Annotated in this window: 21 protein-coding genes; 12 read left to right on the top strand and 9 right to left on the bottom strand. The window is 63.8% G+C overall.

What is annotated here, in order from left to right; genetic code table 11:
* Positions 1–63: 63 nt before the first annotated feature.
* Both BT173_RS00305 and BT173_RS00300 read right to left on the bottom strand, forming a co-directional pair.
* Positions 64–372 (bottom strand): YMGG-like glycine zipper-containing protein, encoded by a 309-nt coding sequence (locus BT173_RS00305; RefSeq protein WP_072426625.1) that lies wholly within the window; start codon positions 370–372, stop codon positions 64–66.
* A 107-nt stretch (positions 373–479) separates the two neighbouring features.
* The gene (locus BT173_RS00300; RefSeq protein WP_072426624.1) at positions 480–773 is read right to left on the bottom strand and encodes an Rdx family protein; all 294 of its coding nucleotides are present in this window, start codon (positions 771–773) and stop codon (positions 480–482) included.
* Positions 774–950: 177 nt separating this feature from the next.
* Between BT173_RS00300 and BT173_RS00295 the strand changes: the two genes are divergently transcribed.
* Positions 951–2,987 carry a site-specific recombinase gene (locus tag BT173_RS00295; protein ID WP_139255973.1) on the top strand — a complete coding sequence of 679 codons (2,037 nt, stop codon included), beginning with the start codon at positions 951–953 and terminating at the stop codon, positions 2,985–2,987.
* 51 nt (positions 2,988–3,038) lie between these two features.
* Here the strand turns inward: BT173_RS00295 and BT173_RS00290 are convergent, their stop codons facing one another.
* The 6 genes from BT173_RS00290 to BT173_RS00265 all read right to left on the bottom strand — a co-directional run bounded on the left by BT173_RS00290 (position 3,039) and on the right by BT173_RS00265 (position 11,783).
* Positions 3,039–3,791: a lysophospholipid acyltransferase family protein gene (locus BT173_RS00290; protein WP_072426623.1), complete on the bottom strand. Its 753-nt coding sequence runs from the start codon at positions 3,789–3,791 to the stop codon at positions 3,039–3,041.
* Positions 3,792–3,880: 89 nt separating this feature from the next.
* Positions 3,881–6,484, bottom strand: coding sequence for a bifunctional diguanylate cyclase/phosphodiesterase (locus tag BT173_RS00285; RefSeq protein WP_072426622.1), 2,604 nt, complete (start codon positions 6,482–6,484; stop codon positions 3,881–3,883).
* A gap of 138 nt (positions 6,485–6,622) precedes the next feature.
* Positions 6,623–8,926 carry a type I DNA topoisomerase gene (gene topA, locus BT173_RS00280; RefSeq protein ID WP_072426621.1) on the bottom strand — a complete coding sequence of 768 codons (2,304 nt, stop codon included), beginning with the start codon at positions 8,924–8,926 and terminating at the stop codon, positions 6,623–6,625.
* 148 nt (positions 8,927–9,074) lie between these two features.
* On the bottom strand, positions 9,075–9,584 hold the full coding sequence (locus tag BT173_RS00275; RefSeq protein ID WP_084657999.1) for a Smg family protein: 510 nt from the start codon (positions 9,582–9,584) through the stop codon (positions 9,075–9,077).
* A gap of 21 nt (positions 9,585–9,605) precedes the next feature.
* Positions 9,606–10,700 carry a DNA-processing protein DprA gene (gene dprA / locus BT173_RS00270; protein WP_072426619.1) on the bottom strand — a complete coding sequence of 365 codons (1,095 nt, stop codon included), beginning with the start codon at positions 10,698–10,700 and terminating at the stop codon, positions 9,606–9,608.
* Between the two features lie 78 nt (positions 10,701–10,778).
* Entirely contained in the window at positions 10,779–11,783 is a 1,005-nt protein-coding gene (locus BT173_RS00265) for a LysM peptidoglycan-binding domain-containing protein (protein ID WP_072426618.1), read from the bottom strand.
* A 174-nt stretch (positions 11,784–11,957) separates the two neighbouring features.
* Here BT173_RS00265 and def point away from each other — a divergent pair, with 174 nt between their 5' ends.
* The 10 genes from def to modC all read left to right on the top strand — a co-directional run bounded on the left by def (position 11,958) and on the right by modC (position 21,828).
* Entirely contained in the window at positions 11,958–12,461 is a 504-nt protein-coding gene (gene def / locus BT173_RS00260; protein ID WP_072426617.1) for a peptide deformylase, read from the top strand.
* Positions 12,462–12,556: 95 nt separating this feature from the next.
* The gene (gene fmt / locus BT173_RS00255) at positions 12,557–13,480 is read left to right on the top strand and encodes a methionyl-tRNA formyltransferase (RefSeq protein ID WP_072426616.1); all 924 of its coding nucleotides are present in this window, start codon (positions 12,557–12,559) and stop codon (positions 13,478–13,480) included.
* 59 nt (positions 13,481–13,539) lie between these two features.
* Positions 13,540–14,811: a 16S rRNA (cytosine(967)-C(5))-methyltransferase RsmB gene (gene rsmB, locus BT173_RS00250; protein WP_072426615.1), complete on the top strand. Its 1,272-nt coding sequence runs from the start codon at positions 13,540–13,542 to the stop codon at positions 14,809–14,811.
* Positions 14,777–15,379 carry a DUF4390 domain-containing protein gene (locus BT173_RS00245; RefSeq protein ID WP_072426614.1) on the top strand — a complete coding sequence of 201 codons (603 nt, stop codon included), beginning with the start codon at positions 14,777–14,779 and terminating at the stop codon, positions 15,377–15,379. The genes rsmB and BT173_RS00245 overlap by 35 nt, the downstream gene beginning before the upstream one ends.
* Before the next feature lie 44 nt (positions 15,380–15,423).
* Positions 15,424–17,601 carry a sensor histidine kinase gene (locus BT173_RS00240; protein ID WP_217651368.1) on the top strand — a complete coding sequence of 726 codons (2,178 nt, stop codon included), beginning with the start codon at positions 15,424–15,426 and terminating at the stop codon, positions 17,599–17,601.
* Complete coding sequence (locus tag BT173_RS19970) at positions 17,594–18,868, top strand: sigma-54-dependent transcriptional regulator (RefSeq protein WP_072426613.1); 1,275 nt, start codon at positions 17,594–17,596, stop codon at positions 18,866–18,868. The genes BT173_RS00240 and BT173_RS19970 overlap by 8 nt, the downstream gene beginning before the upstream one ends.
* Positions 18,869–18,883: 15 nt before the next feature.
* Positions 18,884–19,270: a fluoride efflux transporter CrcB gene (crcB, locus tag BT173_RS00230; RefSeq protein ID WP_072426612.1), complete on the top strand. Its 387-nt coding sequence runs from the start codon at positions 18,884–18,886 to the stop codon at positions 19,268–19,270.
* A gap of 27 nt (positions 19,271–19,297) precedes the next feature.
* Positions 19,298–20,071: a molybdate ABC transporter substrate-binding protein gene (gene modA, locus BT173_RS00225; protein WP_072426611.1), complete on the top strand. Its 774-nt coding sequence runs from the start codon at positions 19,298–19,300 to the stop codon at positions 20,069–20,071.
* A gap of 9 nt (positions 20,072–20,080) precedes the next feature.
* On the top strand, positions 20,081–20,758 hold the full coding sequence (modB, locus tag BT173_RS00220; protein WP_072426610.1) for a molybdate ABC transporter permease subunit: 678 nt from the start codon (positions 20,081–20,083) through the stop codon (positions 20,756–20,758).
* Entirely contained in the window at positions 20,755–21,828 is a 1,074-nt protein-coding gene (gene modC, locus BT173_RS00215; RefSeq protein WP_072426609.1) for a molybdenum ABC transporter ATP-binding protein, read from the top strand. The genes modB and modC overlap by 4 nt, the downstream gene beginning before the upstream one ends.
* Positions 21,829–21,843: 15 nt before the next feature.
* Here modC and BT173_RS00210 read toward each other — a convergent pair whose 3' ends face one another.
* Entirely contained in the window at positions 21,844–23,106 is a 1,263-nt protein-coding gene (locus tag BT173_RS00210; RefSeq protein WP_072426608.1) for a putative Na+/H+ antiporter, read from the bottom strand.
* 384 nt (positions 23,107–23,490) lie between these two features.
* Here BT173_RS00210 and BT173_RS00205 point away from each other — a divergent pair, with 384 nt between their 5' ends.
* Positions 23,491–23,964 carry a DUF6491 family protein gene (locus BT173_RS00205; protein WP_139255972.1) on the top strand — a complete coding sequence of 158 codons (474 nt, stop codon included), beginning with the start codon at positions 23,491–23,493 and terminating at the stop codon, positions 23,962–23,964.

Genomic DNA, 23,964 nt, shown 5'->3' with positions numbered 1-23,964 from the left:
CGTGTAGGTGCGTGAAAAAGGCGACCTCAACGGGTCGCCTTTTTCATGGCCGCAGCAGCGCGCTTAGTCGTGGTGCTTATGCTTGCGGTGCTTCTTGTGCCAGCCTTTGTGCTTGCCAGGGTGGTGGCCATGGCGGTCGCGCTCGACCACATGCACTTCGCGCACCACGGTCTTGGGCTTGGAGCCGATGGCGGCGCCGGCGGCACCACCGATGGCGGCGCCGATGATCGCGCCATTCTTGCCATTCATTTCGCTGCCGATGGCGGCACCGGCTGCGCCACCCAGGGCACCGCCGACAATGGCGCCGGTATCGGCGGCCTGGCTATTGAGCATGCCGGCGGCCAGCAAGGCGGCCAGTACGGCAGAGGACATTCGCAACATCGACGACTCCGTCAGAACAGGTAATAACAGGCGGCGATGATATACCGATGACATGGTTGCCACCATGCATTCCTGCCAGACGGCGATTCAGCCCGCGTTCATTCGCTGACGGGTTTGGCCTCGCTATGACCGAGGCCTTTTTCCGGCGCAATCACATCGCGCACGCGCTGCTTGAGCGCCGCCGCATCGGGAAAGCCGCCGTCAGCCTTGCGCTCCCACACCAGCACGCCGTTTGCATGCACGGTAAACACACCGCCAGTGCCCGGCTGCAGCGCCACTTCGCCGATCTCTTGCTCAAAGGTGGACAGCAGCTCCTGCGCTAGCCAGGCGGCGCGCAGCAGCCAGCGGCATTGGGTGCAGTAGTGGATTTCGATGCGGGGCAGGGCCGACATGGCGGGACGGAAAAGTAGGCGATGGCACACTATAACAAGCGATGTTGCGCTGCGGCACCAGAGCGTACTTGCTACCATGAAGCGACCCGCTTACGGCCGGACCACCTCGCTGGCGGCGAACTTTTGCCGCACCAGCCGCTCTTGAAACATTCCCGCCTTTTTTGCCGAGTGCTGCCTATGACCCAACACGTCACGCTGGAAAGCGCCCTGCAGGCCATTGTGCTGGCGCAACACGACACTTCGCCGGTACCGCTGGCCGATCTGATCGCCGCCTTGCGCCCGAGCAAGCCCGAGCAAGGCGATCTGGTCATCAACTCGCTACGTTCGCTGGCCTGGCTGCTCAACCAGCATGCCGATTACCGGCGCGCGCTGCGCCATTACCTGATGAAGCTGGTCGGCTCGCGTCGCCAGCTGCATCTGTATACCGACGCTGGCATCCTCTCCAATGAAGGGCTGTCGACCGCCTTCAGCCGCCGCCTGGGCGAGAAGCTGTTGCCGAGCGAATACCGCGACGACTATCTGCGCGATGTATTCGGGCGGGTGTTCAGCCGCAAGACCGATTACCAGTGGGTGGCAGCGGTGCCCGATGCGATCTGGCTGGAAGTCTGGCAGGCGCTGAACTTCGCCGAGGGCGAACATGCGCAGGATGAGCGCAATACCCGGCTCGAGCTGGTTGAAGCGGCCCAGGTGCTGTCCTACCGCATTTCGGCGATTGGCCTCGAGCCCGAGCTGGTGCGCAATCACCCGGCCATTGAGAAGTTCGAATCGCCCTTCCTGACCCAGAATGTGGCGCTGCGCGACTATCTGGAGGATTACAAGGCCCAGCTGGTCGACCCGGCGCGCAGCCGCGAGGACGACCGTGCGGTGCGCGTGCTGCTGGGCCAGTGCGATGACATCGTGGCGCGCGTGCGCAAGACCGCCGCGCGCGAAGGGGTCAGTGTCAGCCTCACCTATCTGATGGTGCGCCTGTCTCAGCATCTGGAGCGTCTGCGCCTGGTGCTCGATCTGCTCGAGCCCGAGCATGCGCACAAGATGCCCGAGCGCGCGGTGCGCTTCTTCAAGCAGCTGGTGGAGGCCGAGAACCGCAAGACCAGCGTGCGCGACCTGTTTGCCACCAATACCGACTTGCTTGCGCTGCAGATTACCGAGCATGCGGGCCGAACCGGCGAGCACTATATCGCCGCCAACCGGCGCGAATGGCTGGCCATGGCCAAGTCGGCGATGGGGGCAGGCTTTATCGTCGGCTTCATGGCGCTGATCAAGATTCTGACGGCCAAGCTCAAGCTGGCGCCGCTGATCGAGGCCTTCGCCTTCAGCATGAATTACTCGCTCGGTTTCATGCTGATTCATATGCTGCACTTCACCATCGCCACCAAGCAGCCGGCCATGACCGCGGCCAAGATCGCCGCCAGCATCGAGCGCCAGGCCAAGGCCGGCGATCAGCTCGATGGTCTGGCCAGCCTGATCGAGGCGGTGGCGCGTACCCAGTTCATCGCCATCCTCGGCAATGTGCTGATCGCGATTCCGACCGCGCTGGCGATTGCGCTGGGGCTCAAATACGGCTTGGGCAGCCAGCCGGTGTCGCCGGAAAAGGCGCTGCATCTGCTGCATGACCTCGACCCGATCCGCAGCCTGGCCATTCCGCATGCGGCGATTGCCGGCTGCTGCCTGTTCCTGGCCGGCTTGATCTCCGGCTATTACGACAATAAGGCGATCTACAACCGCATCCCAGCGCGGTTGATGCAGCTGTACTGGCCACGCCGCCTATTTGGCGAGGCACGCTGGCAACGCGTGTGCACCTATATCGAGAATAATCTGGGCGCGCTGGCCGGTAACTTCTTCTTCGGCATCATGCTTGGCTCCATGGGCACCATCGGCTTCCTGCTCGGTCTGCCGCTCGATATCCGCCATATCACCTTCTCCTCGGCCAACCTCGCCTATGCGGCGGTGGCGCTGGACTTCCAGCTCAGCTGGCAGACCTGGCTGACCGCTGGCGTGGGGGTGGCGCTGATCGGTCTGACCAATCTGGCGGTCAGCTTTGGTCTGGCCCTCTTGGTCGCGCTGCGCTCGCGTCGCATCCGCTTTGTGGACCGTGGCGCGCTGGTGCGCAAGCTGGCGCAGCGCTTCCTGCGCGCGCCGCAGCACTTCTTTATCGCCCCGCGTGAGGCAGCCCCTGCGCCGCTGACGGTCAGCAAGGGCGATGGCACGGCCTGAGCGGTGCCTAGTCAGTTGTCGCAGTAAAAAGGCGCCCCGCGGGGCGCCTTTTTACTGGGCTGCTGTGGCGGCGAAGTCGGGGTCGTCGCGGCGCAGTTCGGCTTCCAGCAGCGCATAGACGCGCGCGCGCAGAGCGGGCAGGTCGGCGTCGCTCATGCCGCGCGTATCGATCGGCGCCAGCCAGCGGAAGATGATCAGGCCGGGGCGGAACAGCAGGGTGTTATGGCGCTGAATGCGGCGCATGCGCAGTTGCACGAAGGGCTGGATTGGCCCCTGGGCGGCAATCGCGGTGCGGAAGGCGCCATCCTTGAAGTCCTGCAGCGGGGTGTTGCCGCGGTTGCGCGTGCCCTCCGGGAACATGAAGATGGGCCAGCCATCCTGCAGGGCGGCATTCAGCACCTTGACGCCGGCGCGACGGCTTTCGGCCGATTCGCGCTCGACCAGCACGGCGAAGGTGCGGAACATGAAGCCGAGCACCGGCAGTTTGGCGAATTCAGCCTTGGCCAGCACCTTGACCGGATGGGCGCAGGCAATTGCGCAGACCGGCATATCGAGCATATTGCAGTGATTGCCGACGATAACCGGCGCGGGTGTCCACTGCGCCTGGCCTTCGATGCGCACATGGATGCCGCATAGCCAGCTCCACACGCGCATCGCGTAACGGTTGATCGCATAGATGGCGGCCAGCTTGCGGCGCTCGCCGAGGCAGATGGCCAAGGGATAGGTCAGGGCGACCAGGATCAGCGACAGGCCGAACAGCAGACCCAGGTAAACGCTGTAGATAGCGGACAGCAGCTTGAACATGAAAACCGGCTAATAAAGGCGAAAGGCCGGCATTCTGGCCGCTGGCGGGCAAAAAACAAAATCGACCCGCCAGTCGGTAGGGTTATTGCTCAAACCTTGCCGTCCAGACCAAGCTGCATATGCAGCTCGCACACGCCGGCCGGCATCGGCTCGCTGAAATGGAAACCCTGCATCTTCTCCACACCGAGACCCTGCAGGAAACGGGCGGCGCTCAGGGTTTCCACCCCTTCCACCACCACCTCCAGACCGAGCGCCTGAGACATCTGCACAATCGCCTGCATGATGCGCCGGCCGGCCTCGCTATTGAGGCGGGCAGTGAAGCTCAGGTCGACCTTGAGCATATCGATCGGCATCTCGTGCAGCTGCGAGAGCGAGGAATAGCCGGTGCCGAAGTCATCGATGGCGATCTTGAAGCCGGCCTCGTGCAGACCGCGCAGATGGCGCGACTGACGCGCCTGATCGGTGAGTGCCAGGCTCTCGGTCACCTCGACGATGATGTCGTCCGGGCGCAGGCTGTACTCGTCGGTCAGCGCGATCAGATTGCGCACGAAGCGTGGCGAGAAGAGCAGATTGCGCGACACGTTCAGGCTCAGGCGTTGCTTGAGACCGCGCGAGCGCCAGCCCTTGAGCTTGGTCAGCGCCTGCACGGTGATCTGCTCGGACAGCTCGCTGATCAAGCCGAGCTTCTCGGCCATGGGAATGAACAGCTGTGGGGTGATCCAGCCGGCGCTGTCGTCATGCCAGCGCGCCAAGGCTTCCACTGCGGTCACTTCACCGGTGCGCGCATTCACGATGGGCTGGTAGAACACCTGCAGCTCATTGTTCAGCACCGCATGGTTCAGGCGGGTCTGCAGCGCCATATGCTCGCGCCCCAGACTCTTCAGATGCACGATATCGCCGTAGAACTGCACATTGTTTCGCCCCATGCTCTTGGCGTGATACATGGTGCTGTCCGCCGCGCGCAGCAGCGATTCGGCGCTATTGGCGTTGTCCGGGTAGACGGCCATGCCAATGGAAATCGTCGGACGGGTTTCTATGCCTTCCAGCATCACGCCTTGGCGGGCGATCTCGCGCAGGCGCTCGGCCACCTGGGCCAGCGTGGACAGATCGGGCAGATCGGGCAGCAGCACGATGAACTCATCGCCACCCCAGCGCGCCAACACATCCTCCTCGCGCAGCACCGAGCGGATCTGGCGCGCCAGCGTGGCCAGCACTTGGTCACCCGCATGGTGACCAAAGGCATCGTTGATCTGCTTGAAGTGGTCGAGGTCGATAAAGCCGAGCGCCACCCGGCTGCCATGGCGCTGCGAGCGTGCCAATGCCTGATGGAGCAGATCGTCGAGCAGCACGCGGTTGGGCAGGCCGGTCAGCCCGTCGTACAGGGCCAGCTGGCGGATATGGGTTTCGTGCAGATGGGCGGTGGTCACATCGCGCAGCACGCCGCGCAGGCCGATTGCCTCGCCATTGGCCCCCCAGGTGGGCAGCAGCTTGGCTTCCAGCCAGAGCGGGTTGTCCTCGTCGCGCAGAAGGCGAAAGCGCAGCGTGAGCGGCGCACCCTCGCGCACCACCTCGGCATAAGCCTGCGCGAGCACGATATGGTCTTCCTCATGCACGAAGCTGAGCAGCGACTGGTCGAGGTCGAGCTGGCTAGCACCGGGCAGACCGCGCAGCGTGGACCAGGCGGCCGACAGGCGCTGCAGATGGCCATTCGGGGCCAGCTCGATTACCGCCTCCTCCAGCACGTCCAAGGTCTCCACCATGGTGCGGCGACGCGCTTCCTCGCGCATCAGCTCGCTCACATCGCGGATCAGCGCCACCGCATGGCGCGTCTGGCCGGCTTCATCCGGCACGCCCTGCAGGCGGCCGATGCAGTAGATGGCGCCATCGAGCTTGGGCAGGGTGAATTCGATCTGCTCGCGCCCGTCCTCGCGCGCCAGCACGCGCGGCAACGCCTGGCCGAGCGCCCAGGCCATATCGTGCGGAAAGGCCTTGTCCAGCGGTAAGCCGATCAGATTGGCATTCGGCAAGGCCGGGTGATGGGACCAGACATTGACTACCACGCCGGCGTCATTGAGTTCGAACACCATGTCCTCGGTGGCGCCGACCAGGCAGGCTAGCCGGGTGGCATTCACGCGCAGGCGGCTCTCGGCCTCCTGGCGGACCAGGGCCATGGCCAGGTAATTGGCCAGCGTGGAGAGAAATCGTGGTTCGCTGGAAATGCGCTTGGGCGGCGCGTCCATATAGGCAAGCGCCAGAAAGCCGATCAGCTCACCGGCATCCAGCAGGGGCAGGCAGAGCAGATTCTGCACACCCAGGGGCGACAGCATGATCTGGGTGGCGGGCAGCAGCTCGCTGATGTGGCGCTCCAGCATCAGGCCGGCTGACAGCGTGTCGTGCAGATCGCGGAACAGCCGGTAGTCGAGGCGCGCCAGGCGCTCGTTCACCTCGTCCGGCAGGCTGACTTCGCCGCGCCAGGCGCCCACATGTTCGGCGCGCATGCCGCCTGCTGCGTGGCGATACAGCGCCGAGGCATCGGCCTGCGCCGCCGCTGCAATGGCGGCCAGCGCGCGTTCCAGCGCATCCGAGCTGTCATCCCCGATCAGCTGGCCGGCCGCATCAAGGGCTTCCAGATAATCCTGGGTGGCGTCGCGCTGGGTACGTGTGGCGTCGTCAAACTGGCGACGGGCGTTCATGTCGGTGGTCTCCCCCAAGCCCCGGAGCGGGGCTGGAAGCGCATCTTACTCCCGAAATGACGCCAACATGTGCAAGCGCCAATCCGGCTTATCAGACGACACAGGCCCGATCGTTTTGATCGGGCCTGTGTCTGGGGCTTACTCGCTGCTTTCGGCCTGGGCCGCTAGCTGCTCGGGCGTCATCACCACTTCGCTATGTCCGCATTCCTTCTGCGGGCAGACCTTCTCCAGGCCGCGGCGCTTGGTGGTTTTCAGCGTCATCACCGGCCATTGGCACTTCGGGCAGGTTTCGTTGATGGGCGGGTTCCAGGTTGCGTAGGTGCACTTGGGATAGGTGTTGCAGCTGTAGAACAGCTTGCCATAGCGCGACTTGCGCTCGATCAGCATGCCGGCCTTGCAGCTTGGGCAGCTGACCCCGGTGTCCTTGGGCTTTTCCAGCGGCTCGATATGCTTGCACTTCGGATAGTTCGCGCAGCCGATGAACTTGCCGTAACGGCCCGATTTGACGATCAGCTGGCCGCCATCATCCGGGCAGACGCGGTCCTCGATCACCTGCACCGCCTCTTCGGCCTTCTGCTCGGCGGTCTCGTTCATATCGCGCGTGTAATCGCACTCGGGGTAGCCGGTGCAGCCAACGAAGCGGCCGCGCTTGCCCAGGCGCACGGTCAGCTGCTTGCCGCACTTCGGGCAGGCTTCATCGAGTGCTTCGTGCGTTACTTCCGAACGCTTGAGCGCCTTCTTCTCTTCCACTTGCGCCGAGAAGCCATTCCAGAACTCTTCCATGACCGGGATCCAGTCCCGCTCGCCATTGGAGATCTCGTCCAGCTTGTCTTCCAACTTGGAGGTGAACTGGTAGTCGACGTACTGGGCGAAATGATCGGTGAGGAATTTGTTCACCACCTCTCCGGTATCGGTAGGCAGGAAGCGCTTCTTGTCCAGGTTCACATACTCGCGGTCCTTCAGCGTCTTGATGATGGACGCATAGGTGGACGGCCGGCCGATGCCGAACTCTTCCAGCGCCTTCACCAAGCTCGCTTCCGAGAAACGCGGCGGTGGCTGGGTGAAGTGTTGCTCGCCGAACAGCTTGTCGACCGGGATGCTTTCGCCCGCTTCCAGCGCCGGCAGCTTGGCGCTTTCCTCATCCTCAGCGTCGTCCACGTCTTCCTCGTACACGGCCAGGAAGCCAGCGAACACCTGCACCTGACCGCTGGCGCGGAACACCGCCTCGCCCACCACGATGTCCACGCTGGTGGTATCGAACTTGGCCGGCGCCATCTGGCTCGCCAGCGTGCGCTTCCAGATCATCTCGTACAGCTTGAACTGCTCGGCCGACAGGAAGGCCTTCACCGAGGCCGGCGTGCGCAGGATGGAGGTCGGGCGGATCGCCTCGTGCGCTTCCTGGGCATTCTTGGACTTGTTCTTGTACACGACCGGATTGGCCGGCAGCGACTCGGCATCGAAGTTATTGCCGATGAATTCGCGAATCTCGGCCACGGCCTCATTGGCCAGCGCCACCGAGTCGGTACGCATATAGGTGATCAGACCGGTGGTGCCATCGGCGAGCGCAATACCTTCATACAGCTGCTGGGCGGTACGCATGGTCTTGTCAGTCGTCATGCCCAGCTTGCGCACAGCCTCCTGTTGCATGGTCGAGGTGGTGAACGGTGCAGTCGGATTACGGCTCTTGCGCTTCTTTTCAACATGGCTGACGGTGGCGGGCTGACCTTCGATGGCCTGCAGAATCTCGGCCTGGGTCGCCTCGTTCGGCACATCGAACTGCTCGAGCTTCTTGCCACGCCACTCATTGAGCTTGGCACCGAACTTGGTGCGGCCCTTATGGCTGTCGAGGTGAATCGACCAGTACTCCTGCGATACAAAGGCGCGGATTTCCTTTTCGCGCTCGCAAATCAGGCGCAGGGCCGGGCTCTGCACACGGCCGGCCGACAGGCCCGAGCGCACCTTGCGCCACAGCAGCGGCGACAGGTTGAAGCCGACCAGATAATCGAGCGCGCTGCGCGCCTGCTGGGCATTGACCAGGTGGCTGTCCACATCGCGCGGATTGGCCACCGCGGCCAGCACGGCGCTTTCGGTGATCTCGTGGAACACCACGCGCTTGACCAGCTTGTCCTTCAGCGCCTTCTTGCCGTTGAGGATTTCCAGCAGATGCCAGGAAATCGCCTCGCCTTCGCGGTCCGGGTCAGTTGCCAGATAGACGTTCTGGGCGGCCTTGGCGGCGGTGACGATGGCATCCACATGCTTGGCATTCTTGGCGATCACCTGGTACTTCATTGCGAAGTCATGCTCAGTATCCACTGAGCCATCCTTGCGTACCAGGCCGCGTACATGCCCGTAGGAGGCCAGGATCTCGAAATCCTTGCCCAGGTATTTTTTCAGGGTCTTCGCCTTGGAAGGCGATTCGACGATCAACAGGTTATCGGCCATGCGGGCTCCGCGAGCGGCGGTTTCATGCAACGTAGAAAAGCCTGGGCAGATGTGCCCAGGCCGGCGCGTATCTTAAGGAACAATGTAGGTGCGGGGGTGGCATTTGCCAATGCGCCGCAGCCGGCAATACTGCGCGATGCCGCCAGGCTCAGTGCATGGCGACGTCGGCTTCGCTGAACAGCAATTCTTCGATCAGCAGATTGGCCAAATCATTACCCTGCCGCCACAGCACCATCAGCGCCACCCGCTTTACCGCCTCGTCATCGATCAGTTGCGCATTGCTCTGCATCAGCTGGTCGATCAGCAGCTCGCGCTGGCCGGCGCTCAGCGCGCCGGAACTCGACAGGTAATGAAACAGCGATTGCGCTTCTGCGCTCAGCCGGCTGGCCTCGCGCGGGTGTAGCACGCGCGGCAACAGCTCGCCGCGATCGAGCATTGCATACGGTGCCGGATCAAGCTGATCGAATTCGGAGAGCCAGTCCAGCGCCTCGTCTATCTCGTCTTCGTCAAAACCGGCGGCCGACAGCTGCTTGGCCAGCGCGCTGCGGTCGGGGTAATCGTCGAGCGAGACGTATTGTTCGAAGAGGAAAGCGAGCACATCGAACATGGGGCAATAGACCTCGGTAACAGGGTAGAACGGACTGCTGCAGGCCGGCATGAGCCGCGCTTGTGGCGCGTTTCAGGCCAGTCGCTGGTAGCGACCACCGGGCAGGCGGGCCACTTGGCCTTCCAGCTCCAGCGTCAACAGCATCGCGTAGCTCTGCTCAGGCGTCAAGCCAGCACGCTGGGTCAGCGTGTCGATATCGAGTGGGTCATGCCCAAGCGCCGCTAGCAGGGCCGCGCTTTGCGGGTCTTCGGGTGGGCTTTCCATGGCGCCGCTAAAAACCGGGCCGGGCGTGCAGGCAGGCTCGCCCAATTCCTCCAGGATGTCGGCCGCGGTTTCCACCAGCTTGGCCCCCTGCTTGATCAGCTGGTGGCAGCCCTTGGCCAGGGGCGAATGGATGGAGCCCGGGATGGCGAACACCTCACGCCCCTGCTCGGCGGCTTCGCGCGCGGTGATCAGCGAACCGCTTTGCAAGGCGGCCTCCACCACCAGCACGCCGCGCGCCAGACCCGAGATGATGCGGTTACGGCGTGGGAAGTGGCCGGGCTTGGCCTGGGTGCGGAGCGGGAACTCGGAAATGATCACGCCGGCTTTGGCAATCTCATGCGCGAGTGCGTGGTTACGTGCTGGGTAGACGATGTCGAGGCCGGTACCGACGACCGCGATGGTCGAGCCGGGGCCGGCCAGCCCACCGCGGTGTGCGGCGGTATCGATGCCGAGCGCGAGGCCGGAGGCAATGCACCAGCCGCGCTGCGATAGTTCGCGCGCGAAGGCTTCAGCATTCTGGATGCCTTGCGGCGTGGCATTGCGACTGCCGACCACACCCAGGCTTGGGCGCGTCAGCAGGCCAGCCTCGCCCTTTATATAGAGTAGCGGCGGTGGATCGGCGATTTCGAGCAGGCGGGGCGGATAGTCGGCGTCGGCCAGGGTCAGCAGGCGGTTTTCTGCGGCAGTCAGCCACTGCAGGCTGAGCTGCAGCTGCGCGTCATCCGGCCCTTGCTTCAGGGTCTGGGCGAGCTTGGTGGGGATGAACTGCGCGAGCGTACTCGCACTGGCGTGCAGAACCTGGCTGGGGGAGCCAAGGGCGGACAGGAGGCGTAGCGCATAAGCGGGGCCGAGACCGGGCACCAGCATCAATCTCAGCCATGCCTCGCTATCGCCATCGCGCATGCCATCCCCCTCAGGCTTGGCCGGGGTATCGGCGCAGTGCGCTCGTACCCCGGTCCGGTCTTGCTGCTTGCTAACTACTTAGGGCTTGCGTACTTCGTCGAGCAGATTGACCGGCTCATTGCTGTTCAACACCAGGCCGTAGGACAGCTTGGGGAAGACGCGATAGATGAGCACGAAGCCATTCTTCTCGGCCGGGGTCAGCTTGGTGTCCTCGCCCTTATTTTCCTTTACCACGGCGCGCGGTGCCTTGAAGGCCTGCAGCACATGGCCATTGACCACGCCATCGCGCTCACCGCGGTTGATCACCACGGTGGTGTAGGGGCCGGCATCGTTCACGCCGCCATAGGTGGAGATCACCTTGCCGCGCACCTCGGTATCCGGGACGCGCGGTACATAGTTGGGGAACTCGCGGCGTGGCTTGAGGATCAGCCGATCGTGGATGGAAATCTCCTGATGGATCTTCTGCACCTGCAAGGTACTGACCTCACCGACCTCGCGCGCATCGGCTTCACCCACAAAGCTCACTTCGTAGCCGAGCACTTCCTTGGTGTCGGGATCACGCATTTCCTTGCCACCATGGAACACCTGCCAGGTCGCGCCACGCTCGCCGCTCAGGCCGACCGCGTACAGCTTGTCACCGGTGCTCATCACCACGCGGTTGTCCGGACCCAGGGCCACGCGCGGAGCGTTCTTGAACTCCTGCTCGTCCACGATCAGTGGCTTGGCCAGATAGGGCTCGATGGCATGCGGGGGAATGGTGGCCGCGGCCTGCGATTCGAACTGGGTGATGCGGATGCGCGGATCGAGCTTCATGCGCGAGCGCAGGCCGTCGTTCTTCTCATTGCCTAATAGGCGCAGGCGCGGTGAGCCGCCGCTGGTGTCGAGCACGATCACATCACCGGGATAAATCCAGTGCGGATCCTTGATCTCGTCGCGGTTCATATTCCAGATTTGCGGCCAGCGCCACGGATCCTTGAGGAATTTGCCGGAGATATCCCACAGGGTGTCGCCCTTGACGACGACATAGCGCTCAGGCGCGTTTTCCTGCATGCGTAGCTCATCGGCAATGGCCGGGACGGCCATGCTAAGGGCTATAATGGCGCCAGTTACCAGGCGGGAAATGAGCGAAGTACGAGTTGCTGACGGGGGCATTATCTAAGTCCTTGTTTGACCGCAGCTTAAACCGGCATTTATGCCGAGTGCATTTAAACCAATGGTTCAAATTCTGCATTCAAATACCTAAGCTAGCAAGAAATTATGGCGATCCTGAATATCCTGCATTACCCGGACGAGCGTTTGCATAAAGTCGCCAAGCCGGTGGAAAAAGTCGACGATCAAATCCGTACCCTGATCGACGATATGGCCGAGACCATGTATGCCTGCCCCGGCATAGGCCTGGCGGCCACGCAGGTCGATGTGCATTTGCGCCTGCTGATTGTGGATATCAGCGAAGATAAAACCGCCCTGCGTGCCTTTATCAATCCGCGCATTGTGGAAGCGGACGGGCATACCACCTATGAAGAAGGCTGCTTGTCGGTGCCCGGTATTTACGAGGAAGTCGAGCGCGCCAGCCATATCGTTGTGGAGGCGCTCGATCGCAACGGCCAGCCTTTCCGGCTCGAGGCCGATGGCCTGCTGGCGATCTGTATCCAGCATGAAATCGACCATCTCGATGGCAAGGTATTCGTGGAAAAGCTGTCGCGCCTCAAGCAAAGCCGCATTCTGAACAAGCTGAAAAAGAATCAGCGCAAGAATATGTAAGCGCTTGCCTGCTTGGCATGCATCGGCCGGCCAGGTGGTCGGCCTTCTTGTTTTTGTGATTGCCGCTCGCGGTTTATCTGGGAATACGCGCCACCATGAAACTAATTTTCGCCGGTACGCCGGATTTTGCCGCAGCAGCCTTGCAGGCGCTGCTGGATGCTGGGCATGACATTGCCTTGGTGCTGACCCAGCCCGACCGGCCGGCCGGACGCGGCATGAAGCTGCTCGCCTCGCCGGTCAAGCAGCTGGCGCAGCAGCACGGCATTGCGGTCTACCAGCCGGAAAAGTTGCGCACGCCCGAGCAGCAGGCGCCGGTAGCGGCGATCGAGGTCGATGTCATGGTGGTGGCGGCCTACGGCATCATCCTGCCGCAGCGGGTGCTCGATTTGCCGCGCCTGGGCTGCCTGAATATCCATGCCTCGCTACTGCCGCGCTGGCGTGGTGCTGCACCTATCCAGCGCGCAATCCAGGCCGGCGATGCCGAGACCGGCATCACCATCATGCAGATGGATGCCGGCCTCGATACCGGCGCCATGCTAAGCAAGCACATTGTGCCGATCAGCGCCGAGGACAGCAGTCGCAGCCTGCACGACAAGCTGGCCGAGACCGGCGCCTATGCCATCGTTGCGGCGCTGGCGGATTTGCCGACCTTGCAGGCCGGCGCCCAGCCGCAGCCCGCCGACGGCGTGACCTATGCCGAGAAGATCCGCAAGGATGAGGCGGCCATAGACTGGCAGTGGCCGGCCGAGCAGATCGTTCGCCGCCTGCATGCTTTCGATCCGTTCCCCGGCTGCACCACCCTGCAGGGCGAAACCCTGATCAAGTGTTGGTCGGGTGAGTTGGCGGCGGGCAGCGGCGCACCGGGCACGGTGCTGGCCGCCGATGCGCAGGGTGTGCTGGTGGCAGCCGGTAGCGGCGCGGTGCGCCTGACCGAGTTGCAGCGCCCCGGCGGCAAGCGCCTGTCAGCGCGCGACTTCCTGGCCGGCGGCAAGCTGCAGGTCGGTGAAGTGTTGCGCTGATTGCGCATTTCTCTGTTTATACCAACCGGGCGTCATGGCGCCCCCGTGGGAACTCCATCATGCTTTTGAGTCAGCGTCTTGCCAGCGAAGCGGTGCTTGCCGTACTGGCCGGCCGGAATCTGTCCGATGTGCTGGCTCGTCAGCGTCAGCAGCACGGCGAACTCGAGCCACGCCAGCGCGCGGCCATCCAGGACATCAGTTACACCGCCCTGCGCCACTATGGCGAGATTGACCATGTCCTGCGTCAGCTGCTCAAGCGCCCGGACACCGACCCGGCCGTGCGTGCACTGCTGGTCACCGGCGTGGCGCAGCTGGCCTGGGGGCGCGCGGCGCCCTATGCGGTGGTCGACCATGCAGTCAAGGTGGCCAGCCAGCTGAACGGCGGCTTCGCCAAGGGCATGGTCAATGCCGTGCTGCGCAACTTCCTGCGCCAGAAGGATGAACTGCTGGCCGCTGCAGCCAAGGACGAGCGTGCGCGCTGGAATCATCCCGGCTGGTGGGTGGCCGCCATGCGGCGTGCCTATCCACAGGCCTGGACCAGCATCCTGCGCGCCAATAACCAGCATCCGCCCATGAGCGTGCGGGTGAACACCCGCCGGCTCAGCCGTGACGAATACCTGGCGCGGCTGCTCGCCGTCGGCATCGCAGCCGAGGCCTTGGGCAGCGCCGGCCTGCGCCTCGATAAGCCGGTGCCGGTCGATCAGCTGCCTGGCTTCTTCGACGGACTGTGCTCGGTACAGGATATCGGCGCGCAATACGCGGCCGAGCTGCTGGATGTGCGTGACGGCATGCGCGTGCTGGACGCCTGCTGCGCACCGGGCGGCAAGACCGGCCATCTGCTCGAGCGGGCCGATATCGCGCTGACCGGCCTCGATGTGGACGCGGTGCGCCTGCAACGCGTGCAGGCGAATCTGGACCGGCTGGGCCTGCGCGCCACGCTCAAGCAGGGCGATGCGGCCAAGCCGGCCGACTGGTGGGATGGCCAACCGTTCGATCGCATTCTGGCCGATGTGCCCTGCTCGGCAGCCGGGGTGGCACGCCGCCATCCGGACATCAAATGGCTGCGTCGCCCGGAGGATTTTGCGCAATTTGCCACGCAACAGGCCGGTATGCTGGATGCATTGTGGGGCTGTCTAAAGCCCGGTGGTACACTGCTTTACGCGACTTGCTCGGTGTTTCCCGAGGAAAACCAGGCACAGATCAGCGAGTTCCTGCAAAGACATCCCGATGCCCGGCAGCGAGTGCTGCCGGCAGACTTACCGGCCAGTGGCCAATTGCTGCCCAACGACCGCCACGATGGCTTTTTTTACGCGCTGCTTGCCAAGACTTGAGATCGCCCGCTGGCTGATGCGCCTGTGTGCCTGCCTGATGCTGGCCCAGGCCTGCGCCAGCGGCATTGTTTTGGAAAGCAGTGAGGGCATCGAGCAGGATGGTCGGCTGAGCATCGATGCCCGTTTTCGGGTCAGCCTGGACAGCAATCACGAAAATGCCCTGCTATCGGGTGTACCCCTGACCTTCGCGGTGGAATTCACCCTGACCCAGCCGCGCTGGTACTGGGCTTGGCGCCGGGTGGCCGACTGGTTCGACCCGAGTGCACGGCTCGACTTCAAGCTCTCCTATCACAGCCTGACCCGCACTTACCGGGTTGGCGTCGGCACCCTCTATCAAAGCTATGACACGCTGAGCGAGGCGCTGCGCGCGCTGGGCGTGGTGCGCGACTGGCGCGTAGCCGAGCGCGGCACGATTACCCGCAAGCTCGATAGCCGCTTTGCCGGCCAGCTGTCCATGCGTCTCGATACCGCCAGCCTGCCCAAACCGCTGCAGCTGAGCCTGCTGGGCGATGCCGAGTGGAAACTCGGCTCGGTGCCGAGCACGGTAGAATTCAGCGCGCAACCTTAGCCGCGCGTCCCATCCCTTTCTTGCCCGGACCTTGCTGACCCCACATGCCGATGCGTAACACCCTGGTGCTGCTGGGTTCCCTGGCCGCCATCCTGCTGTTCCTGCTGGCCACTGCCAGCAGCAATACCACCGTGTTCGGCCAGTACTATGAATGGCTGGTCGGGCTGAATGCCCTGATGGCCGCCGGCCTGACCGGCCTGGTGATCACCCGCCTGCTACGGCTGCGCAAGCAGGTCTCGGCACGCCTGTTCGGTTCACGCCTGGCCTGGCGGCTGACGCTGATGTTCGCCCTGGTGGCGGTGCTGCCTGGCGCACTCGTCTACACGCTCTCGGTGCAGTTCCTCACCAAGTCGATCGAAACCTGGTTCGATGTGCGGGTGGACAATGCGCTGGACAGCGGCCTGAGCCTGGGCAGCCGCGCGCTCGATTATTCGCTCGACGACCTGATGCAAAAGGCACGCGTGATGTCGGGCGAGCTGGCCGGCGATTTCGATTCCGAGGCGCTGGCGGCACTGACCCGCCTGCGTGAACAGGCCAATGTGCAGGAAATCAGCCTGTTCGATGCGCGCGGCCGCGTGATCGGCCATGTCGGCGATGAGTTCGCCAACCCGGTGCCGCTGGTGCCCGAGCGCGCTATCCTCAAGCAGGTGCTGGCCCAGCTGCCCTACCGCGCGCTGGAGTCCACGCCCGACTATGGCCTGAGCCTGCGCGTGATCGTGCCGGTCAATCCCAACTACAGCAGCCGGGTCAGCTTTGGCCCCGAGACGCGTGCGCTGCAACTGATTCAGCCGGTGCCAAAGAAGCTGGCCGAGGATGCCGAGAAGGTCGAGGAGGTGCGCAATGCCTATAAGCAGCTATCGCTATCGCGCAGCGGCCTCAAGCTCAATTACGGCCTGACCCTGACCCTGGCCCTATTGCTGGCCCTGCTAGCCGCGGTGGTGCTGGGTATGTATCTGTCCGAAAAACTGGCCGCGCCGCTGACCGTGCTGGCGGCCGGTACGCGCGCGGTGGCGCAGGGCGATTATTCGCAGGTGCAGCCGGTGGTCAGCCAGGATGAGCTGGGCACGCTGACCCATAGCTTCAACCGCATGACACGCCAGCTGGCCGAAGCGCGCGACCAGCTTGAACAGAAGCAGCAGGAGACCACTGCCGCCAAGGCCTATCTGGAAACCGTGCTGGGCAGCCTGACTGCCGGCGTGCTGACCTTCGACGAGCGCTGGCGCTTGCGCGCGGCCAATCTGAGCGCGACCAGCATCCTGCATGCCGAGATCGGCCTCTTGGACGTGATGCGCCTACCCGACTGGCCCGATAGCTATCCGCACCTGGCTGGTTTCGCCCAGGGCCTGCTGGCGGCGTTTGAGGAGAATAACGGCGAATGGCAGCGCCAGCTGGAGGTGAGCTTCGATGGCAGCAAGCGCGTCCTGCTGGTGCGTGGCGCCAAGCTGTTCGAGGCTGCGGACAATCCGGGCGGGGCGGTGGTGGTGTTCGATGATGTGACCGAGCTGCTGCGCAATCAGCGCGATGCGGCCTGGGGCGAGGTGGCCAAGCGCCTCGCGCACGAGATCCGCAATCCGCTCACGCCTATCCAGCTGGCGGCCGAGCGCCTTGAGCACAAGCTGACCGATCAGCTCGATGAGACCGGGCGCAATGTATTGACCCGCTCCACCCAGACCATCGTGGCCCAGGTCGGCGCGCTCAAACGCATGGTGGACGAGTTCCGCGAATACGCGCGCCAGCCCTCGGCCGTGCTGGCGCCGGTGGATGTGCGCGCGCTGCTCAACGAGGTGCTGGTGCTGTACGAAACCGCGCCGATCGAGCGCGAAGATGTGGGCGAGGGCCCGCTCTGGGTGATGGCCGACGTGACCCAGCTGCGCCAGGTTGTGCACAACCTGCTGAAGAATGCCCAGGAAGCGGCCAGTGGCGATATGCTGGCGCGCATTCGACTGCGTACCGAACAGCGCAAGAACACGGTACGATTGTCGGTAGAAGACAACGGTCCGGGCTTTGATGAGGCGATTTTACAACGTATATTCGAGCCTTATGCAACGACCAAGCTCAAGGGCACGGGTCTGGGGCTGGCTGTGGTGAAGAAGATCATCGACGAACACCACGGCCAGATTGCAGCATTCAATGTCGATCCGCACGGCGCATGCGTGCGGATCGACCTGCCTCTGGCAGAAACCGATACGCAAATAGCATCTGGGGAGAGCGCGCGTGGGTAGTAACGATATTCTGATCGTTGACGACGAAATCGGTATTCGCGAGTTGTTGTCGGAAATTCTGCAGGACGAGGGTTACCGCGTTGTTGTGGCGGAAAATGCCAAGCAGGCGCGCCAGTACCGCAACCAGGGCCGTCCCGCCTTGGTGCTGCTGGATATCTGGATGCCCGATACCGACGGGGTCACCCTGCTCAAGGAGTGGGGCAGTAATGGTCAGCTGACCATGCCGGTGGTGATGATGTCGGGTCATGCCACCATCGATACCGCGGTCGAGGCGACCCGCATCGGCGCTTTCGATTTCCTGGAAAAGCCGATCGGCCTGCAAAAGCTGCTGGCCACGGTGAAGCGCGCGCTCAAGCACGGTGAGGTCCAGCCCAAGGTGGCGGAGAACTCACTGGCGGCGCTGGGCAAAAGCCCGCTGGTGCTGATTCTGAAGAAGCAGCTCGATCAGGCCCAGAATCTGGCCCTGCCCTTGCTGCTGACCGGCGAGCCGGGCAGCGGCTTCGTGGCCTGTGCGCGCTACCTGACCGCGCCGACCGCGGCCTTTGTGGCGCCGGACAGCCAGGATGCGATTGTGGAAAGCGGCGCGGACCTGGTGTCGCGCGCGGCCAATGGCACGCTGTTCCTGCGCGATATCGGCCATTACGAACGGCGCGCGCAGGTGGCCCTGGTCAGCCTCCTGCCCAAGCTGGAAAAACACAATGTGCGCCTGATCTGCGCCACCTCGAAAAGCCTGCCCGAGCTGATCGACCGCTTCGATCCGGGCCTGTTTACCTATCTATCCCAGCTGGTGGTGCCGCTGCCGGCGCTGCGCGAGCATCGCGATGATATTCCCGAGCTGGCCGAGCACATCCTGGCCAGTGTGGTGGAGTCGAACAAGATCGGCCCGCGTCGTTTTGCCTCGGCGGCCCTGAATGCGCTGCGCCAGCATGATTGGCCGGGCAATCACGAGCAGTTGCACAATATCGTCAAAAGCCTGGCGCTGACTTCGACCGAGAGCGATATCGATGCGGTGCCGGTCAGCCGTGTGCTCGCGCAGTTCTCGCCGCCGCGCGCGCAGACCGTCACCGTCAGTGGTCCGCAGTTTAATTTCGAACAGCCACTGCGCGATGCGCGTGATGAGTTCGAGCGCGCTTACTTCGAGCACCACATCGGCCAGGAGGGCGGCAATATGAGCCGCGTGGCCGATAAGGTGGGCCTGGAGCGCACGCATCTGTACCGCAAGCTCAAGCAACTGGGCGTACAGGTGGTCAAGCGTCCACGCGCCTAAGCGGGGGAAGGGCTGATGGGCTGGGCGATTGCCGCCATTACGCTGGGGGCCTCGTTCGGGGCGCTGGGGCGCTGGGGACTTAGCCTGTGGCTGAATCCGCTGGCGCCGCAGCTGCCGCTGGGCACGCTGGCCGCCAATCTGGTCGGCGGCTATCTGGTTGGCTTGGCGCTGGCCTTTTTCACCAGCCATGCCAGCCTGGCGCCCGAGTGGCGGCTGTTCGCCATTACCGGCTTTCTGGGCGGACTGACCACCTTCTCCACCTTCTCCGCCGAAGTGGTCGGCATGCTGCTCAAGGGCCAGATGGCCTGGGCGCTGGCCACCGCGGGCCTACATATGCTCGGCTCCTTCCTGATGACAGCGGCGGGTATCTACACCTTCCAGTGGATGGTGCGCCCGGCCTGAATTTGCGCTAATTCGGGCAGACAGGCCATGCTGGCGCTGTCCCCTGCTGCGGAGTTCATCGTGTTACGCCTACTACCTTTTCTGCTGCTCAGCACCGCGCTTGCCGCGCAGGCTGATACCGTCAATGTGGCGGTGGCCGCCAATTTCCACGCACCCATGCAGCAGCTGGCGGCGCGTTTCCAGCAGCAGAGTGGCCATCAGCTGCTGCTGTCCAGCGGTTCCAGCGGCAAGTTCTATGCGCAGATCCGCAATGGCGCGCCGTTCGATGTGCTGCTGTCGGCCGACGACGAAATCCCCCTGCGCCTGGAGAACGAACAACTGGCGGTGCCCGGCAGCCGCTTCACCTATGCGATCGGTCAATTGGTGCTGTGGAGCACCAAGCCCGGCCTAGTCGATGCACAGGGTGCGGTGCTGAAGGGCAATGCCTTCCGCCACCTAGCCATCGCCAATCCCAAGCTCGCCCCCTATGGGCGCGCCGCCCAGGAGACTCTGCAGTCGCTTGGCCTAGCCGATAGCCTGGCCGGCAAGCTGGTGAGTGGCGAGAACATCGCCCATACCTACCAATTCGTGGCCAGCGGCGCGGCGGAACTCGGCTTCGTGGCGCTATCCCAGGTGCAAGCCGATAGCCAAGCCACTGCCGGCTCTTTGTGGCGCGTGCCGGCCAGGCTGCATCAACCGATCCGCCAGGATGCAGTCCTGCTGCTGCCAGGGCGCGACAAGCCGGCGGCCCGGGCCCTGCTCGCCTATCTGCGCAGCGTGCCGGTACAGGCGCAGATCCGCGGCTTCGGCTATGCCAACTAGGCCAGCGCCATGCTGCTGAGCGGCGACGATTGGGCGGCCATCTGGCTGACCGCCAAACTGGCCGCCTTGACGACGGTGATCTTGCTGATCTTGGCCACGCCGTTGGCCTGGTGGCTGGCGCGCAGCCAGAGCCTGGCCAGCAAGCTGATCGCTGCGGTGGTCACCCTGCCGCTGGTGCTGCCGCCTACGGTGCTCGGCTTCTATCTATTGCTGGCACTGGGCAGCCAGGGGCCGATCGGCCAGCTGACTCAGGCGCTGGGCTTGGGCCTGCTGCCCTTCACCTTTGGCGGCCTGCTGCTCGCCTCCCTGATCTACTCGCTGCCCTTTGCCGTGCAGCCGCTGCAACAGGCCTTTCAGGCCATTGGCGCAGGGCCCTTGGAGGCGGCGGCTACCTTGCGTGCCTCGCCGCGCGATACCTTCTTCAGCGTGGTCTTGCCGCTGGCCCGGCCCGGTCTGCTCACCGCGGCGGTGATGAGCTTTGCCCATACCGTGGGTGAATTCGGGGTGGTGCTGATGATAGGCGGCAATATCCCGCATGAGACCCGGCTGATCTCGGTACAGCTTTATGACCGGGTCGAGGCGCTCGAATATGCACAAGCGCATTGGCTGGCAGGCGGCCTGCTGCTGTTCAGCTTCCTGGTGCTGCTGGCGGTGCAGCTGTTGAACCGGCGCAGGAGTGCTGCATGAGCTTGCAGGCCGATATCCAGCTCGCCCTGCCGGGCTTTCAGCTCGATGCGCACTTCAGCTTGCCGGCACAGGGCGTGAGCGTGTTGTTCGGTCCGTCCGGCGCTGGCAAGAGCACGCTATTGCGCTGCTTGGCCGGCCTGGAGCAGGGCGTGCGTGGCCGCCTGCAGTTTGGTACGCAGTGCTGGCTGGATAGCGCCCAGGGTCGGTGTCTGCCTGCCCATCAGCGCAGCATCGGCATGGTGTTCCAGGATGCCCGCCTCTTCCCGCATCTGGATGTGCGCGCCAATCTGGCTTTCGGCTACCAGCGCACGCCGGCAGCGGCACGGCGTCTGGCCTGGGATCAGATCGTGGATCTGCTGGACCTCGGGCCGCTGCTGGCGCGGCGCAGCAGCACGCTGTCGGGCGGCGAGCGTCAACGCGTGGCGATAGGCCGCGCGCTACTGACCTCGCCCGAGCTGCTCCTGCTGGACGAGCCGCTGGCGGCACTCGATCTGGTGCGCAAGCAGGAAATCTTGCCCCTGCTCAGCCGCCTGCAGCAGGAACTAACCCTGCCCCTGGTCTACATCACCCATGCGCTGGACGAGGTCAGCCGCCTGGCCGACCACTTGCTGCTGTTGGCCGAGGGCAAGCTGCTGGCGCAGGGTGGGCTGTCCGAGGTGCTGTCGCGTACCGATCTGCCCGCTTGGCTGGATGAGGAGCTGGGCGTGGTGCTGGAGACCGAGCTGCAGGAAGAGTTGGCCGAATACCAGCTGCTGCGGCTGGGCTTTGCCGGCGGCCAGCTGCTGGTGCCGGCCGGATCGCCCACAAGCACGAGGCGGCGCCGTGTACGCATTCTGGCGCGTGATGTGAGCCTGGCCCTGCAAGCTGATGCAGCAGTCAGCATCCTGAATCGCCTGCCCGCCGTGGTGCAGGCGATACGCCCGGCCAATCATCCCGCCCATGTGCTGGTGCAGCTCACGCTCGGTGCTAGCCAGCTCTTGGCGCGCATCACCCGCTATTCCTGCGCCACGCTGCAGCTGCAGCCAGGCATGCCGGTATGGGCGCAGATCAAGTCAGTCGCCCTACTTTAGTCATGCCGTACTGGCTTACAGCAGACGGAAGGCCAGCACCGCCACCACCGTGGGCGGTAGGGCGGCGATCAGCAGACCGAGTGGGTGCACGGCGCCATCCTCGAACTTGTCGCGCAAGATGGCGGCCCCGGCTGGATTGGGGGCATTGGCAATAATCGTCAACCCGCCGCCGGTGACTGCACCGGACACCAGCGCGTACTGGAATTCCGGCGTCAGGCCCTCCACCAGCGAACCCAGATAGGTGAGCGCGGCATTGTCGGTGATCGCTGTCAGCACGGTGGCACCAAAATAGACCGCATCGGTACTCATACCCATCAGCAGCGGCTGCAGCCACCATTGCTGCTGGCCGCCCAAGACCACGAGGCCAGCCAGGAAGAAGGCCACCAGCAGGCCTTCGCGCAGGATCAGCCTGTCCTGGTAGCGCTCGTAAGCATGGGCAACACCCAGGAAGAACAGCAGCAGCGACATGAAGATGGCCGGATGGTGGGCGAAGACCACCACGCCGAGCATAAACAGCAGGTGGATCAGGATCAGCACGGCTGGAACCCGGCTGGCGGCAGCATCGGTAGCAGTGGCGACGGGCAGGCCGGCCAGCTCGCGGCGGAATAGCAAGGTGGCTGACAGTGCGTTGAACACGACCGCGAGGCCGGCTTTCCAGCCGAAGGTGGAGATCATGAACCAGATATCCCAGTTCCATTTGCTGGCCACCATCAGCACCGGCGGGGCGGCGAAGGGGGTCAGCGTGCCGCCGATGGAGATGTTCACGAACAGCACACCCAGGGTCACGTATTTGAACTTGGTCGATACCGCCTGCCCAAGGTAGCGATCGCGCAGCATCAGCGCGGCCAGGGTCATCGCCGCCGGTTCGGTGATAAAGGAGCCGAGCAGCGGCACCAGGGCCAATACCACGAAGTAATGCGCGAGCTTGCCCGGCAAGGGAATGAAGCGCGCCACCGCTTGCACGCAAAAGGTCGCACACTGCAGTACCGGCCGTGTGCCGGCAATCACCATGATGGCGAAGACGAACATCGGCTCGGTGAAGTTGCGCGTATCGATATAGTGGGTGGCGGCTGCCTTGCCCTGTAGGGCGAACATGCACAGCATGAGCACCATGGCCCAGAAGCCGAACACTACCTCGACTTCGCCAAGCAGATGCCACAGGCCGGCATGATTGGGACGGCGCTGCGCCTGCTGCTCGAAGAACTTGGTCGAAAACGTATGCAGCAGCGCAATCGCAAACAGTGCGGCGCCGATGATCTGTAAGGTGCTGGGATTCACGTGCAATACCTTGGCCGGCCGATGAAGAAACCTTATGTACCTTGGCTGGCCAGGCCGTGCAACTGCGGTTGGCAACGCTTGACGGCACATGCACGGCGCAAGCTGTGCGGCCAACATTAATTTCTCTTAATTTTTCCTTCATGGGCGGGCAAGCCGCCGGGCCCTACTATTCACCCCGTAGCAACGAGCATTCGGGGGTTGGGGAGCCAGCCCCCCATTTTTTTGCCTGTTGTTCTACCCGGCCGGATGTCGAGTAATATCCAGCCCCCTTGTGTTGCCAGCGTGCGCGCTTTCTTGCCGCCGCCACTTATCCGTCTCCCGCCTCGCATGCCGCTCGTGCAAAATACGCCAATGAATACCCCGACGCCGCCTAGGAGAGCACGCGTGCCCCGTGCCACGTCTTTGCTATTGGCTGTTTCTGCCAGTCTGGCCTTGCTGGCAAGCGCCACCCCGAGCCTCGCCCAGGTTGCGGATGAGCCGCAGACGCCGCCCAGCGCCAGCAGCCGCCAGCAGATTCGCGTGGCCAAGCTGTTCGGCTGGCAGCCGCTAGACGACCAGAACCTACTGCTATGGACTGGCAAGGAAGAGGTCTGGCAGCTGTCGCTTTCCTACGGCTGCGATGGCCTGAAACGCGCGCGCGCGATCAGCGTGACCACCGACCGCCGCCATATCAAGATTGGCAAGGACCGGGTGCAGCTGGACGACAAGCGTTGCACCATCCTGGCGCTGACCCTACCGGACGAGAAGCTGAAGAAACGCTACAGCAAGGCGCGCAAGGGCTATGTGGCCGAGCTGCTGCCCTGGCCTGATACCCCGGAAACGCCCGTGCCGCCTCCGGCGGCGAATGGAAGCGCTTGA

Source organism: Chitinimonas taiwanensis DSM 18899, assembly GCF_900119825.1.
Lineage (GTDB): Bacteria > Pseudomonadota > Gammaproteobacteria > Burkholderiales > Chitinimonadaceae > Chitinimonas > Chitinimonas taiwanensis.
This window is presented reverse-complemented; position numbering and strand designations above follow the sequence as displayed.

Excerpts from the sequence above, each read along its gene's own strand:
- BT173_RS00305 (WP_072426625.1), bottom strand. The coding sequence starts at position 372 with ATGTCCTCTGCCGTACTGGCCGCCTTGCTGGCCGCCGGCATGCTCAAT.
- BT173_RS00300 (WP_072426624.1), bottom strand. The coding sequence starts at position 773 with ATGTCGGCCCTGCCCCGCATCGAAATCCACTACTGCACCCAATGCCGC.
- BT173_RS00295 (WP_139255973.1), top strand. The coding sequence starts at position 951 with ATGACCCAACACGTCACGCTGGAAAGCGCCCTGCAGGCCATTGTGCTG.
- BT173_RS00290 (WP_072426623.1), bottom strand. The coding sequence starts at position 3,791 with ATGTTCAAGCTGCTGTCCGCTATCTACAGCGTTTACCTGGGTCTGCTG.
- BT173_RS00285 (WP_072426622.1), bottom strand. The coding sequence starts at position 6,484 with ATGAACGCCCGTCGCCAGTTTGACGACGCCACACGTACCCAGCGCGAC.
- topA (WP_072426621.1), bottom strand. The coding sequence starts at position 8,926 with ATGGCCGATAACCTGTTGATCGTCGAATCGCCTTCCAAGGCGAAGACC.
- BT173_RS00275 (WP_084657999.1), bottom strand. The coding sequence starts at position 9,584 with ATGCCGGCCTGCAGCAGTCCGTTCTACCCTGTTACCGAGGTCTATTGC.
- dprA (WP_072426619.1), bottom strand. The coding sequence starts at position 10,700 with ATGCGCGATGGCGATAGCGAGGCATGGCTGAGATTGATGCTGGTGCCC.
- BT173_RS00265 (WP_072426618.1), bottom strand. The coding sequence starts at position 11,783 with ATGGCCGTCCCGGCCATTGCCGATGAGCTACGCATGCAGGAAAACGCG.
- def (WP_072426617.1), top strand. The coding sequence starts at position 11,958 with ATGGCGATCCTGAATATCCTGCATTACCCGGACGAGCGTTTGCATAAA.
- fmt (WP_072426616.1), top strand. The coding sequence starts at position 12,557 with ATGAAACTAATTTTCGCCGGTACGCCGGATTTTGCCGCAGCAGCCTTG.
- rsmB (WP_072426615.1), top strand. The coding sequence starts at position 13,540 with ATGCTTTTGAGTCAGCGTCTTGCCAGCGAAGCGGTGCTTGCCGTACTG.
- BT173_RS00245 (WP_072426614.1), top strand. The coding sequence starts at position 14,777 with ATGGCTTTTTTTACGCGCTGCTTGCCAAGACTTGAGATCGCCCGCTGG.
- BT173_RS00240 (WP_217651368.1), top strand. The coding sequence starts at position 15,424 with ATGCCGATGCGTAACACCCTGGTGCTGCTGGGTTCCCTGGCCGCCATC.
- crcB (WP_072426612.1), top strand. The coding sequence starts at position 18,884 with ATGGGCTGGGCGATTGCCGCCATTACGCTGGGGGCCTCGTTCGGGGCG.
- modA (WP_072426611.1), top strand. The coding sequence starts at position 19,298 with ATGCTGGCGCTGTCCCCTGCTGCGGAGTTCATCGTGTTACGCCTACTA.
- modB (WP_072426610.1), top strand. The coding sequence starts at position 20,081 with ATGCTGCTGAGCGGCGACGATTGGGCGGCCATCTGGCTGACCGCCAAA.
- modC (WP_072426609.1), top strand. The coding sequence starts at position 20,755 with ATGAGCTTGCAGGCCGATATCCAGCTCGCCCTGCCGGGCTTTCAGCTC.